Annotated in this window: 27 protein-coding genes and 1 pseudogene; 14 read left to right on the forward strand and 14 right to left on the reverse strand. The window is 57.0% G+C overall.

The genetic code is table 11. The features are described 5' to 3' along the window. Positions 1 to 16: 16 nt before the first annotated feature. Positions 17 to 1312: a helix-turn-helix domain-containing protein gene (locus tag ABWV79_RS04010; RefSeq protein WP_353390543.1), complete on the reverse strand. Its 1296-nt coding sequence runs from the start codon at positions 1310 to 1312 to the stop codon at positions 17 to 19. Between the two features lie 206 nt (positions 1313 to 1518). Here ABWV79_RS04010 and ABWV79_RS04015 point away from each other — a divergent pair, with 206 nt between their 5' ends. From ABWV79_RS04015 to aat, 4 genes are all read left to right on the forward strand, one after another. After that, entirely contained in the window at positions 1519 to 2055 is a 537-nt protein-coding gene (locus tag ABWV79_RS04015) for a LuxR C-terminal-related transcriptional regulator (RefSeq protein WP_353390544.1), read from the forward strand. A 150-nt stretch (positions 2056 to 2205) separates the two neighbouring features. Beyond that, positions 2206 to 2703, forward strand: a complete 498-nt coding sequence (gene accB / locus ABWV79_RS04020) for an acetyl-CoA carboxylase biotin carboxyl carrier protein (protein WP_170355024.1) — start codon at positions 2206 to 2208, stop codon at positions 2701 to 2703. Between the two features lie 9 nt (positions 2704 to 2712). Then, a complete protein-coding gene (accC, locus tag ABWV79_RS04025; protein WP_353390546.1) occupies positions 2713 to 4062 on the forward strand; it encodes an acetyl-CoA carboxylase biotin carboxylase subunit in 1350 nt (449 codons plus the stop codon). A 48-nt stretch (positions 4063 to 4110) separates the two neighbouring features. After that, entirely contained in the window at positions 4111 to 4743 is a 633-nt protein-coding gene (gene aat, locus ABWV79_RS04030) for a leucyl/phenylalanyl-tRNA--protein transferase (protein ID WP_209194136.1), read from the forward strand. On the opposite strand, the gene ABWV79_RS04035 is transcribed toward aat, so the two are convergent. From ABWV79_RS04035 to ABWV79_RS04060, 6 genes are all read right to left on the reverse strand, one after another. Beyond that, on the reverse strand, positions 4698 to 5066 hold the full coding sequence (locus ABWV79_RS04035) for a DUF2155 domain-containing protein (RefSeq protein ID WP_170753893.1): 369 nt from the start codon (positions 5064 to 5066) through the stop codon (positions 4698 to 4700). The two genes, aat and ABWV79_RS04035, sit on opposite strands and share 46 nt — an antisense overlap. Beyond that, positions 5066 to 5515 carry an outer membrane lipid asymmetry maintenance protein MlaD gene (gene mlaD, locus ABWV79_RS04040; protein WP_170753891.1) on the reverse strand — a complete coding sequence of 150 codons (450 nt, stop codon included), beginning with the start codon at positions 5513 to 5515 and terminating at the stop codon, positions 5066 to 5068. Before mlaD ends, ABWV79_RS04035 begins: the two co-directional genes overlap by 1 nt. 12 nt (positions 5516 to 5527) lie before the next feature. Next, a complete protein-coding gene (locus ABWV79_RS04045; protein ID WP_170355019.1) occupies positions 5528 to 5911 on the reverse strand; it encodes an NADH:ubiquinone oxidoreductase subunit NDUFA12 in 384 nt (127 codons plus the stop codon). Positions 5912 to 5990: 79 nt separating this feature from the next. Beyond that, complete coding sequence (locus tag ABWV79_RS04050; protein ID WP_170355018.1) at positions 5991 to 6350, reverse strand: RidA family protein; 360 nt, start codon at positions 6348 to 6350, stop codon at positions 5991 to 5993. 63 nt (positions 6351 to 6413) lie between these two features. Then, positions 6414 to 7679 carry an ATP-dependent Clp protease ATP-binding subunit ClpX gene (gene clpX, locus ABWV79_RS04055; protein WP_170355017.1) on the reverse strand — a complete coding sequence of 422 codons (1266 nt, stop codon included), beginning with the start codon at positions 7677 to 7679 and terminating at the stop codon, positions 6414 to 6416. Positions 7680 to 7814: 135 nt separating this feature from the next. Then, on the reverse strand, positions 7815 to 8447 hold the full coding sequence (locus tag ABWV79_RS04060) for an ATP-dependent Clp protease proteolytic subunit (RefSeq protein WP_170753885.1): 633 nt from the start codon (positions 8445 to 8447) through the stop codon (positions 7815 to 7817). 338 nt (positions 8448 to 8785) lie between these two features. On the opposite strand from ABWV79_RS04060, the gene ABWV79_RS04065 reads away from it, so the two are divergent. After that, positions 8786 to 9127: an ArsR/SmtB family transcription factor gene (locus tag ABWV79_RS04065; protein WP_170355015.1), complete on the forward strand. Its 342-nt coding sequence runs from the start codon at positions 8786 to 8788 to the stop codon at positions 9125 to 9127. A 15-nt stretch (positions 9128 to 9142) separates the two neighbouring features. On the opposite strand, the gene ABWV79_RS04070 is transcribed toward ABWV79_RS04065, so the two are convergent. Next, positions 9143 to 10201: a zinc ABC transporter substrate-binding protein gene (locus tag ABWV79_RS04070; RefSeq protein ID WP_353390548.1), complete on the reverse strand. Its 1059-nt coding sequence runs from the start codon at positions 10199 to 10201 to the stop codon at positions 9143 to 9145. Positions 10202 to 10293: 92 nt separating this feature from the next. On the opposite strand from ABWV79_RS04070, the gene ABWV79_RS04075 reads away from it, so the two are divergent. The 4 genes from ABWV79_RS04075 to ABWV79_RS04090 all read left to right on the forward strand — a co-directional run bounded on the left by ABWV79_RS04075 (position 10294) and on the right by ABWV79_RS04090 (position 12531). Then, positions 10294 to 10773 carry a Fur family transcriptional regulator gene (locus ABWV79_RS04075; RefSeq protein WP_170355013.1) on the forward strand — a complete coding sequence of 160 codons (480 nt, stop codon included), beginning with the start codon at positions 10294 to 10296 and terminating at the stop codon, positions 10771 to 10773. Continuing rightward, positions 10770 to 11525, forward strand: a complete 756-nt coding sequence (locus tag ABWV79_RS04080) for an ATP-binding cassette domain-containing protein (RefSeq protein ID WP_331251797.1) — start codon at positions 10770 to 10772, stop codon at positions 11523 to 11525. The genes ABWV79_RS04075 and ABWV79_RS04080 overlap by 4 nt, the downstream gene beginning before the upstream one ends. Beyond that, positions 11525 to 12319: a metal ABC transporter permease gene (locus tag ABWV79_RS04085; protein WP_353390549.1), complete on the forward strand. Its 795-nt coding sequence runs from the start codon at positions 11525 to 11527 to the stop codon at positions 12317 to 12319. The genes ABWV79_RS04080 and ABWV79_RS04085 overlap by 1 nt, the downstream gene beginning before the upstream one ends. A 74-nt stretch (positions 12320 to 12393) precedes the next feature. Beyond that, complete coding sequence (locus tag ABWV79_RS04090) at positions 12394 to 12531, forward strand: entericidin A/B family lipoprotein (RefSeq protein ID WP_209194128.1); 138 nt, start codon at positions 12394 to 12396, stop codon at positions 12529 to 12531. A gap of 384 nt (positions 12532 to 12915) precedes the next feature. Here the strand turns inward: ABWV79_RS04090 and ABWV79_RS04095 are convergent, their stop codons facing one another. Next, complete coding sequence (locus ABWV79_RS04095; RefSeq protein ID WP_234899443.1) at positions 12916 to 13365, reverse strand: hypothetical protein; 450 nt, start codon at positions 13363 to 13365, stop codon at positions 12916 to 12918. A 116-nt stretch (positions 13366 to 13481) separates the two neighbouring features. Beyond that, on the reverse strand, positions 13482 to 13796 hold the full coding sequence (locus ABWV79_RS04100; protein ID WP_353390550.1) for a hypothetical protein: 315 nt from the start codon (positions 13794 to 13796) through the stop codon (positions 13482 to 13484). A 191-nt stretch (positions 13797 to 13987) separates the two neighbouring features. On the opposite strand from ABWV79_RS04100, the gene ABWV79_RS04105 reads away from it, so the two are divergent. Beyond that, positions 13988 to 14935 carry an aldo/keto reductase gene (locus ABWV79_RS04105; protein WP_353390551.1) on the forward strand — a complete coding sequence of 316 codons (948 nt, stop codon included), beginning with the start codon at positions 13988 to 13990 and terminating at the stop codon, positions 14933 to 14935. Positions 14936 to 14969: 34 nt separating this feature from the next. Here ABWV79_RS04105 and lepA read toward each other — a convergent pair whose 3' ends face one another. The 3 genes and pseudogenes from lepA to ABWV79_RS04120 all read right to left on the reverse strand — a co-directional run. Beyond that, on the reverse strand, positions 14970 to 16769 hold the full coding sequence (lepA, locus tag ABWV79_RS04110; protein ID WP_353390553.1) for a translation elongation factor 4: 1800 nt from the start codon (positions 16767 to 16769) through the stop codon (positions 14970 to 14972). 86 nt (positions 16770 to 16855) lie between these two features. Then, the gene (locus tag ABWV79_RS04115) at positions 16856 to 17146 is read right to left on the reverse strand and encodes an RNA ligase family protein (RefSeq protein ID WP_353390554.1); all 291 of its coding nucleotides are present in this window, start codon (positions 17144 to 17146) and stop codon (positions 16856 to 16858) included. A 38-nt stretch (positions 17147 to 17184) separates the two neighbouring features. Continuing rightward, positions 17185 to 17409: pseudogene (locus ABWV79_RS04120) on the reverse strand (RNA ligase family protein); the annotation flags it as partial. Between ABWV79_RS04120 and ABWV79_RS04125 the strand changes: the two are divergent. The 3 genes from ABWV79_RS04125 to ABWV79_RS04135 all read left to right on the forward strand — a co-directional run bounded on the left by ABWV79_RS04125 (position 17314) and on the right by ABWV79_RS04135 (position 18960). Beyond that, positions 17314 to 17577 (forward strand): hypothetical protein, encoded by a 264-nt coding sequence (locus ABWV79_RS04125; RefSeq protein WP_353390555.1) that lies wholly within the window; start codon positions 17314 to 17316, stop codon positions 17575 to 17577. The pseudogene ABWV79_RS04120 and the gene ABWV79_RS04125 overlap by 96 nt on opposite strands. Before the next feature lie 66 nt (positions 17578 to 17643). Continuing rightward, positions 17644 to 17952, forward strand: coding sequence for a hypothetical protein (locus ABWV79_RS04130; protein ID WP_170753872.1), 309 nt, complete (start codon positions 17644 to 17646; stop codon positions 17950 to 17952). Positions 17953 to 18018: 66 nt separating this feature from the next. Further along, on the forward strand, positions 18019 to 18960 hold the full coding sequence (locus ABWV79_RS04135) for a LysR family transcriptional regulator (RefSeq protein WP_353390556.1): 942 nt from the start codon (positions 18019 to 18021) through the stop codon (positions 18958 to 18960). Here the strand turns inward: ABWV79_RS04135 and ABWV79_RS04140 are convergent. Further along, positions 18957 to 19400, reverse strand: a complete 444-nt coding sequence (locus ABWV79_RS04140; protein WP_353390557.1) for a low molecular weight protein-tyrosine-phosphatase — start codon at positions 19398 to 19400, stop codon at positions 18957 to 18959. The two genes, ABWV79_RS04135 and ABWV79_RS04140, sit on opposite strands and share 4 nt — an antisense overlap. 28 nt (positions 19401 to 19428) lie before the next feature. On the opposite strand from ABWV79_RS04140, the gene ABWV79_RS04145 reads away from it, so the two are divergent. Continuing rightward, the gene (locus ABWV79_RS04145; RefSeq protein WP_353390558.1) at positions 19429 to 20124 is read left to right on the forward strand and encodes an NAD-dependent deacylase; all 696 of its coding nucleotides are present in this window, start codon (positions 19429 to 19431) and stop codon (positions 20122 to 20124) included. The last annotated feature ends 53 nt before the right edge of the window (positions 20125 to 20177 follow it).

Below are 20177 nucleotides of genomic sequence, written 5' to 3' on the forward strand. Positions count from 1 at the left end.
GTCTGTCAGGAAACTGTCAAAAACCTTCGCTCAGAATTGACGGTTCACGACGAGATTCACATTCAGCGTTCGGACACACGCGACAGCTGGGGCCAACACGAGCCACATTCTGCGCATCCTGAGGGCCTTCATCCACTGATCGCACCAACATCACGGAACGATACACTGGTGCGTCGTCATAGCCCAAAGCCGCTTGCGGCCATGCATAGGCAAAACAGTCAAATTCGGCCGCTGAACGCCCCAGCTGAACAATCCGCTTTCGGATGGGCACAAGAGGTCTGTTTAATGCCTGAAACAAGGGCCACAACGGGCACGCCTCGCCAAAGCGTGGCATCGCAAAGCCCGGCACCGCCTTGGTGAACAGAATACTGCCTGAGGCATCACATATCACTAACCCAGTCGGTCGCGACAGAACGCCCGGCGGCAAAGCAGCCAACCGGCGCAAGACGGTCGCAATATCCACCGAAAACTGCTGCGACAGCTGCAGCGGGTCAGGTTCAGACCCTTTAAGTGCAGCCTTTACAGCCTCCAACGGCATCGCCAGCGCATCCTGTGCATACACATCCAGAAACGCGCGGGTCACGTTTTTTACCGCGGCGGAATCAAGCGCCTCAAGATCGACTTCGCTACTGCTGCCGCCGCTTTCGATTTCAGGAAAATGGTGGCTGCGCGCCTCGAAAAAAGCCTCCGCCTCCTCCAATGGTACGCCGCGTCGGTCATCCGCCGAGTCAGCATCGTCCAGATAAGTCACCAACGATTTCGAACTGTCTGCAAGCCGTTCTGCATCCTGGTGCAGGTTGCGGTGAAAACGGTCCTGCCATTCCGGCTCGATTTCCTGAGTTTCAGCCAGAATTGCAGCGGTCGAACGAATGGCGGCGGCGGTCGACAAGACCTCATGCATCGAAGCCGCAAGATGCGGATCATGGGTTAGACGGTCCGACAGCGTTTCGACTGTGCGCTCCAGCGAGACTACGCGCCGATGCATCTGTGCTAGCACACCTGCCCAACCGGAGAACCGCCCCGCGAACTCCTCAACCGCATCGATTTCGGCGTTTTGTCCGATTGCATCCGCCGCCGCTTCCCGCAATGCCGAGATCAAGGTGGCTTCGACCCCCTGCGTCAGCACCGAAGGTTCGACAGCAAGAGCCGATGCAATGTCAACAAGCAGCTTGCCCCCGATCCTTCGGCGATTATGCTCGATAAGGTTCAAATAAGACGCTGATATCCCGACCTTTCGGGCCAATTCCGCCTGCCGCAACCCCGCGATCAGACGCCGCTCGCGAATTCGGCTACCTGTCAGTGTATCGCGCATGTTTTGGCCCCTCCCCAAAGGCATATTTCGCGACTAACCTACCTTCTATTTTCAGAACTATTCAATAAATACTTTTACTTAAGGACCAGTTTTCAATCTATATTTACATAGTTAACAATTCTGACAGAACGCACGCTCGCGCCCCAACCGTCAGTTTCTGAGCCCAACCCCTTCAATTCCGTGTCAATTCCCGGCACGATGCAAGAATGAGTGACCCTGCGTTCGAATACGCCCCCATTGGCCTTGTAGAGCTGGAGAACCGGATCATCCGGCGCTGCAACCTGCAATTCGCGCGTACGTTTGGCGGGGAAGAGACAGAGTACCGCAGTATGCCGCTGCTGCACCTTTACCCATCAGTCGCGGATTGGGAGAGGATCGGCGCGCGCAGCCTGCAGGTGATGCGCGGCACAGGCTACTACACGGATGAACGAGTCATGCGTCGACGCAATGGCGATCTGTTCTGGTGCCGCGCGCGAGGACGATCCTTGACCCCTGACGACCCGTTCCGCCACGGGATCTGGAGCTTTTCAGACATCTCCGAGGAACGCCCTCTTGTCGAGCTAACTCAGCGCGAACGCGAGGTTGCTATTCTTTCATGCCGCGGCCTATCCGCCAAGGAAATCGGCGCCGAACTGGGCCTGAGTTACCGCACTATCGAAGCCTACCGCGCTCGCCTGCTTGAGAAATTCGGCGCCCGAAAACTACCTGAACTTGTGGCAAAACTCTCTGGAATGCCGCTTTAGCGACTTTTTGCTTGAATTACTCGACCAAAACCGCACCGCGACAGGTCGAGACGCGCTTTTCATGGCAGTGCGCTTGGCTTATAACGCTGCGTAATCAGACCAAAGCCCGCAACGCACAGACGGGCCAAAGGGGAACCGTCGAGGACACTCATGACAGACACCAAACACGAAGCGGACGTGGCATTCATCAAAGCTCTGGCTGAACTGCTGCGCGAAAATGACCTGACCGAATTGCAGGTCAAACGCGAGTATGGCGAAGAAGACAGCCTGAACGTCCGCGTCAGCCGTATGACCCAGGCTGCGGCCGCGCCGGTTCAGATGGCCGTTCCCGCTGCTGCACCCGTAGCAGCCCCTGCAGCAGCAGCCCCTGCCGCACCCGAGGCCCCCGCAGCGCAGGAAGATCCGGCCAGCCATCCCGGTGCCGTGACCTCGCCCATGGTGGGCACCGTTTATATGCAGCCCGAACCGGGCGCGCCTTCGTTCATCTCGGTTGGCGCATCGGTGTCCGAAGGCGACACGTTGCTGATCGTCGAAGCGATGAAAACTATGAACCACATCCACGCGCCCAAATCGGGCACCATCAAGCGTATTCTGGTCGGTGACGGCGACGCTGTGGAATTCGGCACCCCTCTGGTCATCGTTGAGTAAGGCGGGCCCATGTTCGACAAAATCCTGATTGCCAACCGAGGCGAGATCGCCCTGCGCGTCATCCGCGCCGCGCGCGAGATGGGGATTAAAACGGTCGCCGTGCATTCAACAGCCGACAGTGACGCGATGCATGTGCGCATGGCGGACGAATCGGTGTGCATCGGCCCTCCGCCCAGCCCACAAAGCTACCTGTCCGTGCCCGCCATCATCTCGGCCTGCGAGATCACCGGCGCACAGGCGATCCACCCCGGCTATGGCTTTCTGTCCGAGAATGCCGAGTTCGTGCAGATCGTCGAGGACCACGGCATCACCTTCATCGGCCCGACCGCAGAACATATCCGCGTGATGGGTGACAAGATCACCGCCAAGGACACGATGAAAGCCCTTGGTGTTCCTTGTGTTCCCGGCTCCGACGGCGGCGTTCCGACGCTGGAGGACGCCAAGCGCATCGGTGAGGAATTCGGTTATCCCGTCATTATCAAGGCCACTGCCGGTGGTGGTGGGCGCGGCATGAAAGTCGCGCAGACGGCGGATGAGATGGAAAGCGCCTTCATGACCGCTCGCGCCGAAGGCAAAGCCGCCTTTGGCAATGACGAGGTCTACATCGAGAAGTACCTGACCACGCCGCGCCATATCGAAATTCAGGTCTTTGGCGACGGTAAAGGCAAAGCCGTTCATCTGGGTGAGCGCGACTGCTCGCTGCAACGTCGCCATCAGAAGGTGTTCGAAGAGGCCCCCGGCCCCTGCATCACCCCCGAAGAACGCGCGAAGATCGGCAAGATCTGTGCCGATGCAGTCGCCAAGATCAACTATATCGGCGCGGGCACCATCGAGTTCCTGTATGAAAACGGCGAGTTCTATTTCATCGAAATGAACACCCGTCTGCAGGTGGAACACCCGGTGACCGAAGGCATCTTCGGCGTCGATCTGGTGCGCGAACAAATCCGCGTTGCCGCTGGCGAGGATATGTCCTTCGGCCAGGACGATCTGGAAATCAACGGCCACGCCATCGAGGTTCGGATCAACGCGGAAAAATTGCCCAACTTCTCACCCTGCCCCGGCAAGATCACGGCCTATCATGCACCCGGCGGTCTGGGCGTGCGGATGGATTCGGCGCTCTATGACGGGTACTCGATCCCGCCCTATTACGACTCACTTATTGCCAAGCTGATCGTACAGGGTCGCGACCGGGCCGAGGCGTTGGCGCGACTGGAACGTGCCTTGGGCGAGCTGATCGTGGACGGTATCGACACCACCGTGCCTCTGTTCCACGCCCTGCTGCAAGAGCCTGATCTTCACAGCGGTGACTACAACATCCATTGGCTGGAAAAGTGGCTTGCCGAGAACATGGCAGACTAACATACTAAGGGCGAAGGGTTTTTACCTTTCGCCCTTTGAGATTCCAGTATGAGCCTGACCCCCGACCTCTTACTGCATGGCTACTCCATCGGCATTTTCCCGATGGCTGAGCACCGCGATGACCCCGAGTTGTTCTGGGTCGACCCCAAATTTCGTGGTGTGTTTCCGCTGGACGGATTCCACATTTCCCGCAGTTTGGCACGGCGCATACGCAACTGCGGGTTCTCCATCACGATCAACCGGGACTTCGCTGGGGTCGTTGATGGCTGCGCCGACCGCGCCGACACGTGGATCAATGACGAGTTGCGCAACCTGTACCAACACCTACATCACACGGGCCATGCACACTCGCTGGAAGTGTGGGAGGAATCGGCTTTGATAGGCGGCGTCTATGGCGTTTGCCTTGGGGCAGCGTTTTTCGGCGAAAGCATGTTTTCGCGACGAACGGATGCGTCAAAGATCGCATTGGCCTATCTGACAGACAGGCTTCGCAGAACAGGATTTCATCTGTTCGACACCCAGTTTCTGACAGCGCATCTGGCCTCTTTGGGTGCGATAGAAATACCCCGCACGCAATATCGGCAAGAACTGGAAGAGGCGATCAGCGCCAGCGCGGATTTTACCGCCGACTTAACTCAATCGCCGGATGGCGTTATACAACGAATAACCCAAACGTCGTAGCGCGAATGGTCCAGCGCATTCAGCGCCGGTGACGTGGCGATCATCCAACCGTCAAACAGTTGGTCAGTCTTGCCATTTTCCCAAATCGTGAGATAGGCAAAAGCATCACCTGTCGGGTTCTCGGCCGGATAGCGGCAATCGCCCAACGCGACGTCCAGACCAAAAACGGGCTGTGTTTCACCGTTCCGCATCTCGACGTCAACGGTTTGGCCGCTGACCTTGTCCAACCCACGCAGCATCGCACCCGGCCCCGACTGGACTTTTTGCTGCGCCGATGCGCCCGTGGCGGCCAGCATGGCAAGCACAATGGCGAGACGCCGCATTAGCTGCCATCCCCGGCGACAAACTTGACCAGAAGCGAAATCAGGCTGACCGCGCCCTGGGTATCAGTGACCTGATCCCCAGGCTCGAAGTAGAAAGGCGAGCCGCCTGGCATCACTTCAACGAAGTTACCGCCCAACAGTCCCTCGGACGAAATTACAATCGCGCTGTCATCCGGAACCAGAATACCGTCCGAGATCGAAAACGTAGTATCCGCCCGGTAGGTTTCGGAGTTGAGCGTTACGTCCGTTACAGTACCGATCTTGACCCCGGCCAATCGCACATCTGTTCCAACACCGACGCCTTCAAGCGACCGGAAAGATGCGCCCAGTTCGTAACCCGTACCACCTTGCGACAGGCCGGTGGACTGACTGGCATAGACCCCAAAAGCGACGGCACAGGCCAAAACGGCGCCGCCAACCAGGACTTCGGAAACATTGTAGCTCGACATAATTTGCCTCGTTTATTCGGGGCTCCAAGCCTCGTAATCGGAACGTTCAATCGGGTCCGGGCGACGCAGGGACCCGGCAGGAGTATAGGCAAGCGCCGAACCGGTCAGGTTTTCCTGATGTGGTTTTTCCCACGATTTGTGCGGCAATGGTTTGTCAGTCGGAGGCTCGTCCCATGTACGGTGCAGCCAACCATGCCAGTCAGGGTCGACGCGGCTCGCCTCGGCTTCGCCATTGAAAATGACCCAGCGCTTGCTGTCATCCGCATTGCGGTAGAACACATTGCCCTGGTTGTCCTCGCCGACTTTTTCACCCTTGCGCGCGGTGTAAATCTGCGTGTTCAGAGTGGCCCCGTTCCACCAGGTCACGGCTCGCAAAAGACTGTTCAGGATCCCCATGGGCTGCCTCCGGCAATTCTGTTTCCGCAGATATGGACCAAAGGCGCGCCAAGGTCCAGTGTCACAAGGACCGCACCCCCTATTCCGGCAAATACGCGGTCACTTCTATTTCAATTCGGTATTTCGGGTCGATCAAATCGCATTCGATCATTGTTGCGGCCGGAGGATTCGCACCAAATGTCTCGCTCAAAATTGGCCAGCATGGCTCAAACTCAGCCTTGTCGGGTAACATGTAAGTTACACGAACGACGTCTGAAAAGCCTGCACCAGCTTCGATCAGCGCCTTTTCAATCACCGTCAGCGCCGAGCGGCACTGCTCGACCACGGTATCACCCTGCCCGACAGTACCAGAGACGTGCACCCAACCTCCGGCAACCACGGCGCGGCAATACCCTAGCTTAGGTTCAAATTCGCCACCTGATGAGATGCGCTTGATCATTTCAGTATCCTCATAAGAAAACGGCGCGGAGAACCGCGCCGCATGGATCAGATCTGTAAGGTCTTAACCCGCCGAAGCAGATTCGGCCGCATCCGCATAAATGATTAGCGGCTGCGATTCAGATGTCACGGCCTCTTCGTTGACCACAACTTCGGTCACGTTTTTAAGACCCGGAAGCTCGAACATCGTATCCAGCAGGATGTCTTCCAGAATCGAGCGCAAACCACGTGCCCCGGTTTTCCGTTCGATGGCTTTCTTGGCAATCGCCTTGAGCGCGTCATCGGTAAAGGCCAGCTCGGCATCTTCCAGTTCAAACAGGCGCTGATATTGTTTGACCAGCGCGTTCTTGGGCTTGGTCAGGATCGTGACCAAAGCATCCTCGTCCAGATCCTCAAGCGTTGCCAGAACCGGCAGACGTCCAACAAATTCAGGGATCAGGCCAAATTTCAACAGATCCTCAGGTTCCAAATCCTTGAAAATCTCACCGACGCCACGCTCATCATTGTCACGCACGTCTGCCCCGAAACCCATGGCCGAGCCTTTGCCGCGCTGCGCAATGATCCTGTCCAGACCGGCAAATGCACCGCCGCAGATGAACAGGATGTTGGTCGTGTCCACCTGCAGGAACTCCTGCTGCGGATGCTTACGCCCGCCCTGCGGCGGAACGCTGGCCACGGTGCCTTCCATCAGCTTCAGCAGCGCCTGCTGTACACCCTCACCCGATACGTCGCGCGTGATCGACGGGTTTTCGGATTTGCGCGTGATCTTGTCGACCTCATCGATATAGACGATGCCGCGCTGCGCACGTTCGACATTGTATTCGGACGCCTGCAGCAGTTTCAGAATGATGTTTTCGACGTCCTCACCCACGTATCCCGCTTCGGTCAGTGTCGTCGCATCCGCCATGGTGAACGGCACATCCAGAATCCGCGCCAGTGTCTGGGCCAGCAGCGTCTTGCCGCAACCCGTGGGGCCAATCAGCAGGATGTTGGACTTGGCAAGCTCAATATCGCTGCCCGCCTTCTGCGCGTGGTTCAGACGCTTGTAGTGGTTGTGCACGGCCACCGACAGGACCCGCTTGGCCGTGGCCTGACCGATCACGTAATCGTCCAGCACTTCGCAGATATCCTTGGGCGTCGGCACTCCGTCGCTGGATTTCAGGCCGCTGGCCTTTGTCTCTTCGCGGATGATGTCCATGCACAGTTCGACGCATTCGTCACAGATAAACACTGTGGGTCCGGCAATAAGCTTGCGCACCTCATGCTGGCTCTTGCCGCAGAAGCTGCAGTAGAGCGTGTTTTTGCCGTCACCGCCTGAATTCGTCGCCATGTTCTACCTTTCGGGCTTCGTCCCTGCGGCCCCGCCCGGGGCCGCGCTTGCCGCATGTTGCTGCAGCTTAGGCCACCACTGAGGCGGCTACAATCTCAAAAATGTACCTCGCGCACGTCACGCGAGGACTTATTCTCAGCTCTCTTCGCCGTCCATTTTCGCACGATTTTCGACGATTTCGTCGATATGACCCCAGTCTTTTGCTTCTTCCGGGCTCATGAAGTTGTCGCGGTCCAATGCTTTCTCAACAGCCTTTTTTGTCTGCCCTGTATGACGCACATAGATGTCATACAGTCGATCTTTCAGCTTTTGCGTCTCGGCGGCGTGGATCATGATATCGCTCGCCTGCCCCTGATATCCGCCGCTGGGCTGGTGCACCATGATGCGGCTGTTGGGCAGCGAAAAGCGCATTCCTTTCTCGCCCCCGGCCAACAGAACCGACCCCATCGAGGCCGCCTGACCGATCACCAATGTCGAACACTTAGGTTTAATATACTGCATTGTATCGTAAATCGACAAACCGCTTGTCACGACACCGCCAGGCGAATTGATGTAGATTGAGATTTCTTTGTTAGGATTCTCGGCCTCAAGATGCAGCAACTGAGCCACCACCAGATGGCTCATTCCGTCATGGATCGGGCCATTGATAAAAATGATCCGCTCTTTCAACAGGCGCGAGAAAATATCATAGGCGCGCTCACCCCGGCTGGTCTGCTCAACGACCATGGGGACGAGCGTATTCATGTAGGTATCAACGGGATCAAACATTAGGAACCTGCCTGCTTTGCTATGGATCGGGACTTTACCCGAAGAAACGTTACCTGAGTCTTAGTGTTGCCATAGAGGGGCTGCAAGGGGGGCCGGAGACTTCTGATCAACACATTGCTTTTTGTCGGCCATCGGCAGTTGTTTCTGCGTGGCGCGACACCGCCACTGCCCGTTTTCAACTAGGGGCTTCTTTTGTCTGCGGATGCTCTCTTTCCCATCACGTCATTTTGATTCATGCATATGGACAGATTTGGTCAGTATGTGCACTTAAGCGGCTCGAGTAACCGAGTCCGGATTTTACGTAGACCATCGCCCGACTGGGCATAAAGGACAAGATAATGGCACTGGCGCAGGTTAAGCAGGACATACCAAACGATAACATCGAGCTCATTGCAGGAAGCGCGACGCGGGCTTCGAATTTTCTGAAGGCGATCAGCCACGAAGGACGGCTGATGATCCTATGTCATCTTATATCCGGCGAAAAATCTGTGACAGAGCTAGAAGAGTTGCTGTCAGCGCGTCAGGCTGCTGTGTCACAACAGTTGTCACGACTTCGCCTTGAAGGGCTTGTTATGCCGCGCCGCGAGGGCAAGGCGATCTATTACCGCCTTGCTGATGACCGCCCCAAACGCATGCTCGAAGTGGTCTATGAATTGTTTTGTGAGGAACAGACAGCCTGAGCCGAACTGTTAAAATCACGACCCGTTTGCGCAAACCAGAAAGCTCTGTGCCATAGCCTGCAGCAACGTGGGATAGAGCTTCGGACCTGGATCAACAGCGATTCCGACAGGGTCCAGATCAAGGATCGTGGCGCCTGCCCCCTCAATCGCGGTCTCTACCAGCCGGGTGTCGTATTGAGGCTCGGCAAAAGCGCAGTCTATTTGATCTTCTGAAACTTTTTCCCGAAGCGTTGCCAAGCGCGCGGGACCGGGGTTGGCCGCGTCCCCCAAGCTGACAGAGCCTGATGTTTCCAACCCAAAACGCTTTTCGAAATACTGATAGGCGTCGTGGAACGTGATGAAACGATGCGCCTTCATGTCGGCCAAATCTGCGTTGATCTGGTCGCCAAGCAGAGTCAATTCATTGTCGAACGCTTTGGCATTGTCTTGGTATGCCTGCGCATTTTCGATGTCGACCTCGGCAAGAATATTGGCAATCGCAAAAGCCCATGTCCGCGCATTCTCCGGATCAAGCCACGCATGTGGGTCTACTCCGTCGTGGTCATGAGCATGATCTTCATGACCATGTTCGTCGTGGTCCTTGTGATCAGCATGGTCATCATGATCCGCGTGGTCCTCGTGACCATGGTCGTCGTGGTCCTTGTGACCAGCATGGTCGTCGTGATCCGTGCGGTCTTCATGACCATGGTCGTCGTGATCCGTGTGGTCTTCATGACCACTCTCTTCAACAACATCGCGGTATTCATGCAGGATCGTACCGTCAACCTCCAGCAATGAGATCTTTTTTGATTCTGCCGACAAAGTGCTCAGCGGTTTGTCCATCCAAGGCGTCAAATCCTCACCAACCCAAAAGACAATGTCAGCAGATTGCAACGCGCGCGCCTCGGACGGGCGCATCGCGTGGCTGTGAGGCGACGCCCCAGGCGGCACGATCAGTACCGGCTCCGCGACACCATCCATAACGCGCGCAACAAGCGAATGAACCGGCGCAATATCAGCAACTACTTTGGGGGGTTCCGCAACAACCTGACTAGCCATAACAGCGCCAAGAACGCATAGCGTGGAACGCAGCATAATGCCTCCTGAATGATATGTTATTACATTTACTGGTCGCTTGATATGCCCCACGTTATAACATATCAAGCCACAAAATGACGGAGCCCCTAATGAGTACAGTCGGTTTCAGGCAACATGATCACACGCATTGCGTTCAGACTGCCCTTGCGCAAGCCGAGGCAAAATGCAAAGCGAAACGCTTGCAATTTACGCCTGTCAGGCGGCGCGTCCTAGAGATCCTGCTTGAAAAACATAAGGCCATGGGAGCCTATGAAATCCTTGCAGTGCTATCCACCGAAGGGATGGGGTCGCAACCGCCTGTCGCGTATCGAGCCCTGGATTTTTTGGTTCAAAACGGGTTTGTCCACCGTATCGAACAACTTAATGCATATGCTGCCTGCGCACATCCGACACACGACCATGTGCCGGCCTTCCTGATATGCCGGGCTTGCAAGGCCGTCGCGGAAACAGAAACCGAACTGACTCAGGGCAGGCTGGGCGCTGCCGCGAACACTTCGGGCTTCCAGATCGAACGCGTCGTTGTCGAAGCCGAGGGTCTGTGCCCCGAATGCATAGGATTGCAGGCGTGAAAAGAACTCTGATTACGCTGAAAGACCTGTCGATCCGCGCGGACGGCAGAACTATCCTTGAACATGTAAACGCAACTGTTTCGGAAGGTGAGATCGTAACGATTGTCGGGCCAAACGGATCAGGTAAGTCAACGTTACTGCGCGCGATGATCGGGGCGGCTTTGCCCGCACATGGGACTGTCAAACAGGCCAAAAACCTGCGGATTGGTTATGTTCCGCAAAAGCTGGCACTGGACGCGGCTTTGCCCATGACGGTTCAACGGTTCCTCAGCCTGCCCCGCCGCGTTTCCGCACGTGACGCCATAACCGCGTTGGACCATGCGGGTGTACCTGACTTGCGAAACCGTCAGATGACCAAGCTGTCCGGCGGCCAGTTTCAGCGTGTCCTTTTGGCGCGCGCGTTGCTGGAGAAGCCGCAATTGCTTCTTCTGGACGAGGCAACCCAGGGGCTAGACCAGCCGGGTGCCGCCGCGTTTTATCAACGTATCGAGCAGGTTAGACACGATCTGGGATGCGCGATCGTAATGGTCAGCCACGACTTGCATGTCGTTATGGCGGCCTCAGACCGTGTGTTGTGTCTGAACGGGCATATCTGCTGCGAGGGCTCTCCGCGCTCGGTCGCAGACGCACCGGAATACCGCGCCTTGTTCGGAAGTGGGACGAAGGGAACAATGGCGCTTTACCAACACCAACATAGTCATTCACACGACCATGATCACGGCTCGACACTCTCGCAGGAAAAGGCAGACTGATGCTGGATGACTTTATGGTACGCGCGGCCCTCGCTGGTGTCGGAGTAGCCATCGCAGCCGCTCCGCTTGGATGTTTCGTGGTTTGGCGCCGCATGGCTTACTTGGGCGAAGCAACCGCGCACGCTTCTGTGTTGGGAATTGCTCTGGCCCTCGCATTTTCCCTGCCAATTTTGCCCGCGATCATCGTTTCAGCCCTTACAATGGGACTAACCGTAACGCTGCTGAGGGGAAAAGGCTTCGCGATGGATACTCTGTTAGGAGTCATCGCCCATACCGCACTGGCGGCCGGACTTGTGAGCGTCGCACTTCTGTCGGACGTCCGGCTTGATCTGGATGCTTTTCTGTTCGGCGACATTTTGGCCGTGGCAAAAACAGACTTGCTGACGATCTGGGTCGGTGGCGCTCTTATTCTGGCCGTGATGGTTCAGAGATGGTCTGCCCTGCTGGTTTCCACACTTAATCCAGACTTGGCCTATGCGTCTGGAATTGATCCCAAACGCGAGGAACTCTGGCTGACATTGGCTATGGCCCTGGCTGTGGCCGTGGCGATCAAAGTCGTGGGTATTCTGCTGATTGCGGCGCTTCTGGTCATCCCTGCAGCGGCTGCGCGATCTTTGGTCCGAACCCCCGAAGCCATGGCTGTCTGCGCTGCGATCCTTGGCTCTTTGGCGGCGTTGGGTGGGTTGGCGGGGGCTTATATGGCCGATACGCCCGCCGGTCCCAGCATTGTCTGCGCCGCGGCCCTGGTGTTTCTGGTAACCGGGGTAAGCGGCCCCTATCTTTACCGAAACTGAAACCGCCCAAACCGCTGGTTACATATGGGAAAAACTGCTACGACGCTCAGAGAACAAAACCTATGGAGCAAACGATGATCCGCACTCTACTGATTGGGGCCGCCCTATTGACTTTGACAGCGTGTGAAACGGCAAAAGGTGTCGGGAAAGACATCGGCAAAGCTGGCGACGCGATTAGCAACACTGCAAGTGACGTACAGCAGGCTATTTAACGACTGCGGCTTGTGATCTGAAGCCGGTGATACAGCAGCGCATTCTCTACACTCGGTGACGCGATCGCCGGGGCAACCAAAAATCTGGCGAACGCGCAGCCGCACCATTTTCAGGATTTTCAACAAGTTGGGTCGGACAGCGGCTTCGTTTCGCCACACGAGGCTGCGCTGAAGGTCCGCACGGGTTAGGAAACCGATGCCGGGGACACATTCCGACATCGGACCATCCTGCCCTTATCGCGAGCGATCCAACCACCGCCCGACCCGTCTCCTCCCTGTGGAGACCAATTTGAGAAGCGCTCCGACCCGGCCGGAATTACCCACTAAGCGCTGCAGATTAACTACAGCCGGTACCCCCTACAGCCCAACCGGACCGGAAACGCTTCAGTTCACCTGACGTTCCAGAACGGTGCTGTAGGTCGTTCCGCGACGCAGGCTACGGAAATCCGCATAAATCTTGCCGTCCTCATACCGGGCATCGATCAATGCGTTCACACCGATCTCGGGGTTGGCCGAGCTTTCAACGATGCTGATCCGGGTTGGGTCGTCCAGGCTGATGGTCCCAGTAGCATCCAGCATTCGCCAGTCCTGAGCGGCACTCGACCGCCACTTGCTGGGCCCCCAGAACACATTGTCTTGCTGTTTTTGGATATCCAGCACCCACTCGGCGTTGTTGAACCGGGGCACATCGCCGGTCGTTGTCCGGTTCGGGCCGACGGCAGTATAGCTGCCCACCCACGTGCCGCGCAGGTCGGGCGTGTCGGCCATGGCTGTTGTTGCAAGAGTAAGGCTCGTGGCCAGAGCGGCTGCTCCGGCAGTCATAAATCTGGTCATTGTCTCTTCCTCCGTTTTGTCCAGGCCGGTGCTGGCCTGCTGAACAGATTGGGAGGGTGCAGACGCGTTACAACATTTGTGAAGGAAGCTTCATGAAGGGTTTAGACTGCGGTTAATCAGGCCCACGCCAAGGCGGTTCCGGCGACAACTAAGGCAATCCCAACCCCTTCCCGCATCGAAAAGTCTTCACCGAACAAGAAGAACGAGGCGGTGGCGATCAGCACAACCTCGGCCCCCAGAATGCCGGTATAGATGATGCCCAACCGCTCCTCGCGCAGCGCGGCAAGCTCCAGCGTTGCGGCGGCCAGCAGGGTTGCCACGATCAACAGGCTAAGGCCGAGGCCGGGGATTTTCCACCAGAACTTCATCGAGATCATGGCAATGGAATAGAGACTTGCCGATCCGAGGGCGATTATGGGGACCATGGACATAGGGGCCTCCTGCCGAAGTTGCCGCTAGGTCAACACTAACAAGTTTTAAAAAGTTGGGCTGTGAGCTGGATCACAGATTCGGATATCCTGTTTGGGTTTCAAGTGATTTTACTCAGCCCTCAAGCTTGAAGTGCATAACGGTCCCGCAGAATATTCATATATTCTGATTCGAATTTTCAGGGAGGGGAGCAATGACGACGTTTCACGAAATCGGTCTAACCGGGGTGCGAATTCCTCGAATTGGTTTTGGGTCAACAGGGATAGGTAGCATTCCGCAAATCTATGGTTACGAAGTTGATGAGAATAGGGCGCGAGAAACCTTGCGCACAATACTTACCCGCCCCGACGGGTTTATCGATACCGCCCGCGGCTATGCTATGGGCCGAAGTGAGGACCGCATTGGGAGCGTAATTCGTGAACTCGGTGGTTTGCCAGAAGGCTGTGTATTGTCCACGAAAATCGACCGAGACATGGAGACGAGCGTGTTCGACGCTAATCAAGCTAGGCGGTCGCTAGAGCAAAGCCTGATGGCACTCGGCGTAGACAGCGTCGACATCCTTCACCTCCACGACCCGGAATACGCTGGTGATATTTCAGAAATCACGCGCAGCGGAGGTGCGCTGGACGAATTGTTCAAAATCAAAGAGGAAGGCCTTGCAACTGCCGTTGGTTTGGCCGGCGGACGGCTGGACGTCCTGTCGCCTATGTTGCGCGACTGGGACTTCGATGTTGTGATGACGCATAACCGGCACACACTTGTAAACGTGAATGCTTCGCCCCTAATCGAACAATCCGTTTCCAAGGGTGTCACCGTCTTAAATGCAGCACCCTACGCGGGAGGAATTCTGGCAAGAGGTAGCGCGGTTCACCACTTTTACGTTTACCGGCCAGCAACAGAAGAAATGCTCGCGCCTGTGCGCGCGGTCGAAGATATCTGTGCCCGATACGACGTTCCAATGGGCGCGCTGGCGCTGCAATTCTCGCTTCGAGATGCAAACATTGCTTCAACAGTTTGCGGGGTGACGTGGCCCCAGCATGTAAACCAAACGCTTGAGTGGGCCGATTGGGACATACCTGAGGCGGTCTGGACTGAACTCACCGACCTCGCACAATCGGACGCCGATCCAGAATCCGCGTAAACTTAGACAAACCAAGAGGAAGAAATGGACAGCCTTAGCTGTCCATTTTGAGCGCCGAAATAAACGCTTCCTGCGGGATATCGACCTTCCCGAACTGACGCATCTTCTTCTTACCCGCCTTCTGCTTGTCCAGCAGCTTGCGTTTCCGCGTGGCGTCGCCGCCGTAACACTTCGCGGTCACGTCCTTACGCAGCGCCGAGAGGGTCTCGCGGGCGATGACCTTGCCTCCGATGGCGGCCTGGATCGGGATTTTGAACATGTGGCGCGGGATCAGGTCCTTGAGCTTTTCGCACATCGCACGGCCGCGCATCTCGGCCCGGTCGCGGTGAACCATGGTTGATAGCGCATCGACCGGTTCGTCATTCACCAGCACCGACATCTTGACCAGATTATCCTCGGTATAGCCGGTCATCTGGTAGTCGAAGGACGCATAGCCCTTGGTTACCGATTTCAGACGGTCGTAGAAGTCAAACACGACCTCGTTCAGCGGCAGGTCATAGACGACCATCGCACGTGACCCGGCATAGGTCAGGTCCAGCTGGATGCCACGGCGGTCCTGGCACAGTTTCAGCACGTCGCCGAGGTATTCGTCGGGCACCAGAATGGTCGCCTTGATGCGCGGTTCCTCGATATGATCGACCTTCGAAGGGTCGGGCATATCGGCGGGGTTGTGCAGCTCGATCATCTCACCGTCTTTCATGTAGACGTGATAGATCACCGACGGCGCAGTGGTGATGAGCTCGATATCATATTCGCGTTCGATGCGGTCGCGGATGACCTCAAGGTGCAATAGCCCAAGGAAGCCGCAGCGGAAGCCAAAACCAAGTGCCGCCGATGTTTCCATTTCAAACGAGAACGAGGCGTCGTTCAGCGCCAGTTTGTCGATCGCATCCCGCAGGTCTTCGAATTCGGAACTGTCGACGGGAAAGAGGCCACAGAACACCACCGGCTGCGCGGGTTTGAACCCGTCCAGCGCGTCTTCAGTCCCATTGCGATCATTGGTGATAGTGTCACCAACGCGGGTGTCGCGGACCTGTTTGATTGAAGCGGTGAGAAAGCCGATCTCACCGGGGCCGAGGCTGTCGACCATCTCCATCTCGGGGCGGAAGACGCCGACGCGGTCCACATGATGGAGGGTCCCGTTCGACATGAACTTGACCCGCATCCCCTTTTTCAGCGTGCCGTCCATGATGCGGACCAGAACGATCACTCCCAGATAGGCGTCGTACCAAGAATCCACCAGCATCGCCTTGAGCGGCGCGTCCAGATTGCCTTGTGGTGCGGGCAGTTTCTGGACGATAGCCTCAAGCGTCTCATGGATACCCTGCCCCGTCTTGGCGCTGACCTGAATGGCGTCGGTCGCGTCGATGCCGATCACGTCCTCGATCTGTTCCGCCACGCGGTCACAATCGGACGCGGGCAGGTCGATCTTGTTCAGCACCGGCACGATCTCATGATCGGCGTCAATGGCTTGGTACACATTCGCCAGCGTCTGCGCCTCGACCCCTTGGGTCGAGTCCACAACCAGCAGCGAGCCCTCGACCGCGCGCATCGACCGGCTGACCTCATAGGCAAAGTCCACGTGGCCGGGGGTGTCGATCAGGTTCAGCACATATGCCTCGCCATTGTCCGCGGTATAGTCGATGCGGACCGTGTTGGCCTTGATGGTGATGCCACGTTCCCGCTCGATATCCATGCTGTCGAGCAGCTGTTCCTTCATGTCGCGATCCTTGACCGTTCCGGTCTCTTGGATGAGCCGGTCAGCAAGGGTGGATTTGCCATGGTCGATATGCGCGACGATGGAGAAATTGCGGATATGAGCGAGGTCTGTCATAGCGACGGGATATGGTTCGAAAACAGTCGCTGGTCAAGGTGGGACAGCCCCATGCGAACGCCTTTGTTCGCGTGGCTTGTCGGATGTCATGCAAGCTCTTTTTTGATCAGTTCAGCATTCATCCAATGCGTGTCGCTTTGCACATGATCTTCGCGCACATACTTGGCCAGGCGGGTTGGTATATCCTGTTCCGAAAATGCAGCCATATCACGAACCACGAAACCCTCTTGCCTATCGAGATCGAGGTTGGAAAGAACAGTGCTAACAACCTGATCCGAAAACGGCCCGCGATGCAGTTCTGGTACCGGCGCGATCCCAAGTTCGGCAAAGCGAAAGAGAGTCGCGTCCCAGGCCTGAACTCCTCTTGTTTGATCCATACAAAACCCAGAAAATAGGATGGTAAAGCGCGATACACGATAGAGTGGGGTGCAAAGAGATGCTCGCCAACAATACGCTCATTCTCGGCCAGTTGAGGTGAGATGCCAGCCGCAAAAGCTTTCATCCAATCGCGCGACGGATGGTATCGGGCATCAAGGCTGCGTGGATGGCAGCCCTGGTTGTGAATAGTCGTATTCTCACCGTCCATTTTCTCGGTGAAGACCACCTCATCGGCGGCAACCAGCCCGTCGACACTGCGCATGATTTTGTCATCGCTGCTAGCCCCAGGGGATTGTGGCAAATGGAATGTGCGGCCGTATTTCTTAAGCATTTTGTTTTCAAATTCGTTGGTTTGCCTAAGCAAATGCGACTTTGCTCCACTGCCCAATCACATTTTCGCACCCCCCGATTGATCCCGAAACCAGTTTGATTCATACTCCGCGAAAGGCCGAGAGGGGCGCAGATCCCTCCGGGCAGGCAAAAACGAGGCTCGAGCATGAAAAAGTTCCTCTTAATAGCATTCTGTGCTGCGTCTGTGGCAAGTTCTCCGTTGGCGGTTGAGGCCGCGCAAATCAAGCGGGCGTGTCTGGCGTCGGACCGTTCGGCTGCGACGCGGGATCGGTGCAGTTGCATTCAACGCGTGGCCGATCAGGCGCTGACGCGCAGCGACCAAAAGACCGTCTCGAAATGGTTCGCTGACCCCCATCAGGCGCAGGAGCTGAAAATGTCACGCACCGCGCGGGATGATGCGCTATGGGATCGATATCAGAATTTTGGCCAGATGGCGCAGGCGATCTGTAGCTAAACACCTCAGCATCCTTGACCTGACCCGTCCTGCGCCGCAGAAAAGGCGCAGTGAAAGGGGTGTGCGATGGTGATAAAAGGGCTGACTTTGCGGGGCCTTGAAGTGTTCGAGGCCTTGGCGCGCACCGGTTCGGTGGCGCAGGCGGCCGAGATCACCGGGCTCAGCCAGCCATCGGTAAGCCAGCAATTACGCAATCTAGAAAACGCGTTGGGCACCGAACTGGTCGACCACGGACGCCGCCCAATGCGGCTGACGCAGGCCGGGCGCAGCTTTCTGGCCCGCGCTGAGACGGTTTTGGCCGAATTGCAAATGGCCCAGAGCGAATTGACCGTGATGGATCTGGGCCATCTGACTACCCTGTCCATCGGGCTGATCGACGATTTCGACAATGACCTGACACCCAGACTGGCGACATTGCTGGCCGACAGCCTGACGCGTTCGAAATTCAAGCTGATCACCCTGCCCAGCCTTGATCTGTTCGCCGATCTCGAGGCACAGCGCCTGCACATGGCCGTATCAGCCCATTCAGGTGAAGTGCTTGAAGGCGTTGCCGAATACCCGCTGGTGCAGGACCCGTTCATTCTGGTCACCCCTAAAGGAGCGCAGGATGCAGTGCAGACCTTACCCTTTCTGCGCTACGCCCGTGAACAGCTTATCAGCCGCCAGATCGAGGCACATCTGGCCCGCCAGAAACTAGAGTTCGAGGAACGGTTCGAGATCGGTTCGCACCTTGCGTTGATGGCAATGGTAGCGCGCGGCCTTGGCTGGGCCATCACCACGCCCTTGGGTTTCATGCGCGCCGCCCGGTTCCACGACGGGCTTGAGGCGCACCCTGCCCCGTTTGGGGACTTTTCTCGAATGATCTCGCTGTTCACCCGCACCGACTGGTCCGATCAGGTTCCGCAAGAGGTGGCCGATATGATGCGCCGATTGATGCGCAGCCAGATCGTGGACCCGGCCTTGACGCAACTGCCTTGGCTGGACGGTCGGCTTAAGGTGATGGCCTAACCACGCAGATGAGCGGCGAGGCCTTCCACAGCGGCCTCGATCAAGTCCAAAGCTCCGTCAAAATCACGGGTGTAATAGGGGTCGGGCACATGGTCCGCGCCGGTTTCTGGGGCAAAATCGGTCAGCAAGCGGACCGGAGTGTCGCTGCCCTCGGGGCGCAGATCCTCGATATTGGCGATGTTGTCGGCATCCATGCCAAGGATCAAATCAAACCGATTGAAATCCTCGGCCACAAATTTCCGGGCGCGCAAATCGCCCAGTGCTACCCCCCGTACCATTGCTGCCTTCTGCATCGGCCCATAGGGCGGGTCGCCGATATGCCAGCCCGAGGTCCCGGCGCTATCAGTCGCATAATGTGGTGCTCGGGCGCGAAACACGCCCTCGGCAGCGGGTGAACGGCAGATATTGCCCAAACAGACAAACAGGATACGGTGGCTCATGCACCAAGGTGTAACGTGTGAGGTAGGAATGGAAAAGATTGTCATCCTGACCGGAGCAGGAATCTCGGCCGAAAGCGGGTTGGGCACATTTCGGGACGAAGGCGGGCTTTGGTCTCAGCATCGGATAGAAGATGTCGCTACACCCGAAGGGTTTGCACGTGACCCGGCCTTGGTACAGGGGTTCTACAATGCCCGCCGCATTCAGGCGGCGAACGCGCAACCTAATCCGGCCCATCAAGCGCTGACCCGGTTGCAACGCAACTGGCCCGGTGATGTTGTGATCGTGACCCAAAACGTAGATAGCCTGCACGAAGCCGGCGGGGCCAAAAACGTTATTCATATGCACGGAACCCTTGCAGGGGCGCTTTGCACCGCGTGCGACCACCGCTGGGTTGCCCCCCCGGAGATGTCCGTGGGTGAATCCTGTCCCGCATGTGCCGCACCGTCTGCCAGACCCGACGTAGTTTGGTTCGGAGAGATGCCTTATCACATGGAAACCATCTACGATCACCTTTCCGAGGCTGCGATCTTTGCTTCGATCGGCACTTCTGGGCAGGTCTATCCGGCCGCCGCTTTCGTGCACGAGGCTGCCATAGCTGGTGCACGGACCGTCGAATTAAACCTTGAACCCTCGGATGGCGCATCCAGCTTTGAAACGGTCATCCTCGGCCCGGCGTCGGAGACAGTGCCACGCTGGGTCGACGACCTGCTGGGGCAACAATAGACGCCAGATACAAAAGAGATTTATTGTATACTGAACCCGCGACCACAACCGGA

The organism is Ruegeria sp. HU-ET01832 (genome assembly GCF_040371315.1).
In the GTDB taxonomy this organism is placed as follows: domain Bacteria; phylum Pseudomonadota; class Alphaproteobacteria; order Rhodobacterales; family Rhodobacteraceae; genus Ruegeria; species Ruegeria lacuscaerulensis_A.

Bases quoted from the DNA above. Each gene is read 5' to 3' on its own strand.
- ABWV79_RS04010 (WP_353390543.1), bottom strand. From the start codon at position 1,312: ATGCGCGATACACTGACAGGTAGCCGAATTCGCGAGCGGCGTCTGATC.
- ABWV79_RS04015 (WP_353390544.1), top strand. From the start codon at position 1,519: ATGAGTGACCCTGCGTTCGAATACGCCCCCATTGGCCTTGTAGAGCTG.
- accB (WP_170355024.1), top strand. From the start codon at position 2,206: ATGACAGACACCAAACACGAAGCGGACGTGGCATTCATCAAAGCTCTG.
- accC (WP_353390546.1), top strand. From the start codon at position 2,713: ATGTTCGACAAAATCCTGATTGCCAACCGAGGCGAGATCGCCCTGCGC.
- aat (WP_209194136.1), top strand. From the start codon at position 4,111: ATGAGCCTGACCCCCGACCTCTTACTGCATGGCTACTCCATCGGCATT.
- ABWV79_RS04035 (WP_170753893.1), bottom strand. From the start codon at position 5,066: ATGCGGCGTCTCGCCATTGTGCTTGCCATGCTGGCCGCCACGGGCGCA.
- mlaD (WP_170753891.1), bottom strand. From the start codon at position 5,515: ATGTCGAGCTACAATGTTTCCGAAGTCCTGGTTGGCGGCGCCGTTTTG.
- ABWV79_RS04045 (WP_170355019.1), bottom strand. From the start codon at position 5,911: ATGGGGATCCTGAACAGTCTTTTGCGAGCCGTGACCTGGTGGAACGGG.
- ABWV79_RS04050 (WP_170355018.1), bottom strand. From the start codon at position 6,350: ATGATCAAGCGCATCTCATCAGGTGGCGAATTTGAACCTAAGCTAGGG.
- clpX (WP_170355017.1), bottom strand. From the start codon at position 7,679: ATGGCGACGAATTCAGGCGGTGACGGCAAAAACACGCTCTACTGCAGC.
- ABWV79_RS04060 (WP_170753885.1), bottom strand. From the start codon at position 8,447: ATGTTTGATCCCGTTGATACCTACATGAATACGCTCGTCCCCATGGTC.
- ABWV79_RS04065 (WP_170355015.1), top strand. From the start codon at position 8,786: ATGGCACTGGCGCAGGTTAAGCAGGACATACCAAACGATAACATCGAG.
- ABWV79_RS04070 (WP_353390548.1), bottom strand. From the start codon at position 10,201: ATGCTGCGTTCCACGCTATGCGTTCTTGGCGCTGTTATGGCTAGTCAG.
- ABWV79_RS04075 (WP_170355013.1), top strand. From the start codon at position 10,294: ATGAGTACAGTCGGTTTCAGGCAACATGATCACACGCATTGCGTTCAG.
- ABWV79_RS04085 (WP_353390549.1), top strand. From the start codon at position 11,525: ATGCTGGATGACTTTATGGTACGCGCGGCCCTCGCTGGTGTCGGAGTA.
- ABWV79_RS04090 (WP_209194128.1), top strand. From the start codon at position 12,394: ATGATCCGCACTCTACTGATTGGGGCCGCCCTATTGACTTTGACAGCG.
- ABWV79_RS04095 (WP_234899443.1), bottom strand. From the start codon at position 13,365: ATGACCAGATTTATGACTGCCGGAGCAGCCGCTCTGGCCACGAGCCTT.
- ABWV79_RS04100 (WP_353390550.1), bottom strand. From the start codon at position 13,796: ATGTCCATGGTCCCCATAATCGCCCTCGGATCGGCAAGTCTCTATTCC.
- ABWV79_RS04105 (WP_353390551.1), top strand. From the start codon at position 13,988: ATGACGACGTTTCACGAAATCGGTCTAACCGGGGTGCGAATTCCTCGA.
- lepA (WP_353390553.1), bottom strand. From the start codon at position 16,769: ATGACAGACCTCGCTCATATCCGCAATTTCTCCATCGTCGCGCATATC.
- ABWV79_RS04115 (WP_353390554.1), bottom strand. From the start codon at position 17,146: ATGGATCAAACAAGAGGAGTTCAGGCCTGGGACGCGACTCTCTTTCGC.
- ABWV79_RS04125 (WP_353390555.1), top strand. From the start codon at position 17,314: ATGGCAGCCCTGGTTGTGAATAGTCGTATTCTCACCGTCCATTTTCTC.
- ABWV79_RS04130 (WP_170753872.1), top strand. From the start codon at position 17,644: ATGAAAAAGTTCCTCTTAATAGCATTCTGTGCTGCGTCTGTGGCAAGT.
- ABWV79_RS04135 (WP_353390556.1), top strand. From the start codon at position 18,019: ATGGTGATAAAAGGGCTGACTTTGCGGGGCCTTGAAGTGTTCGAGGCC.
- ABWV79_RS04140 (WP_353390557.1), bottom strand. From the start codon at position 19,400: ATGAGCCACCGTATCCTGTTTGTCTGTTTGGGCAATATCTGCCGTTCA.
- ABWV79_RS04145 (WP_353390558.1), top strand. From the start codon at position 19,429: ATGGAAAAGATTGTCATCCTGACCGGAGCAGGAATCTCGGCCGAAAGC.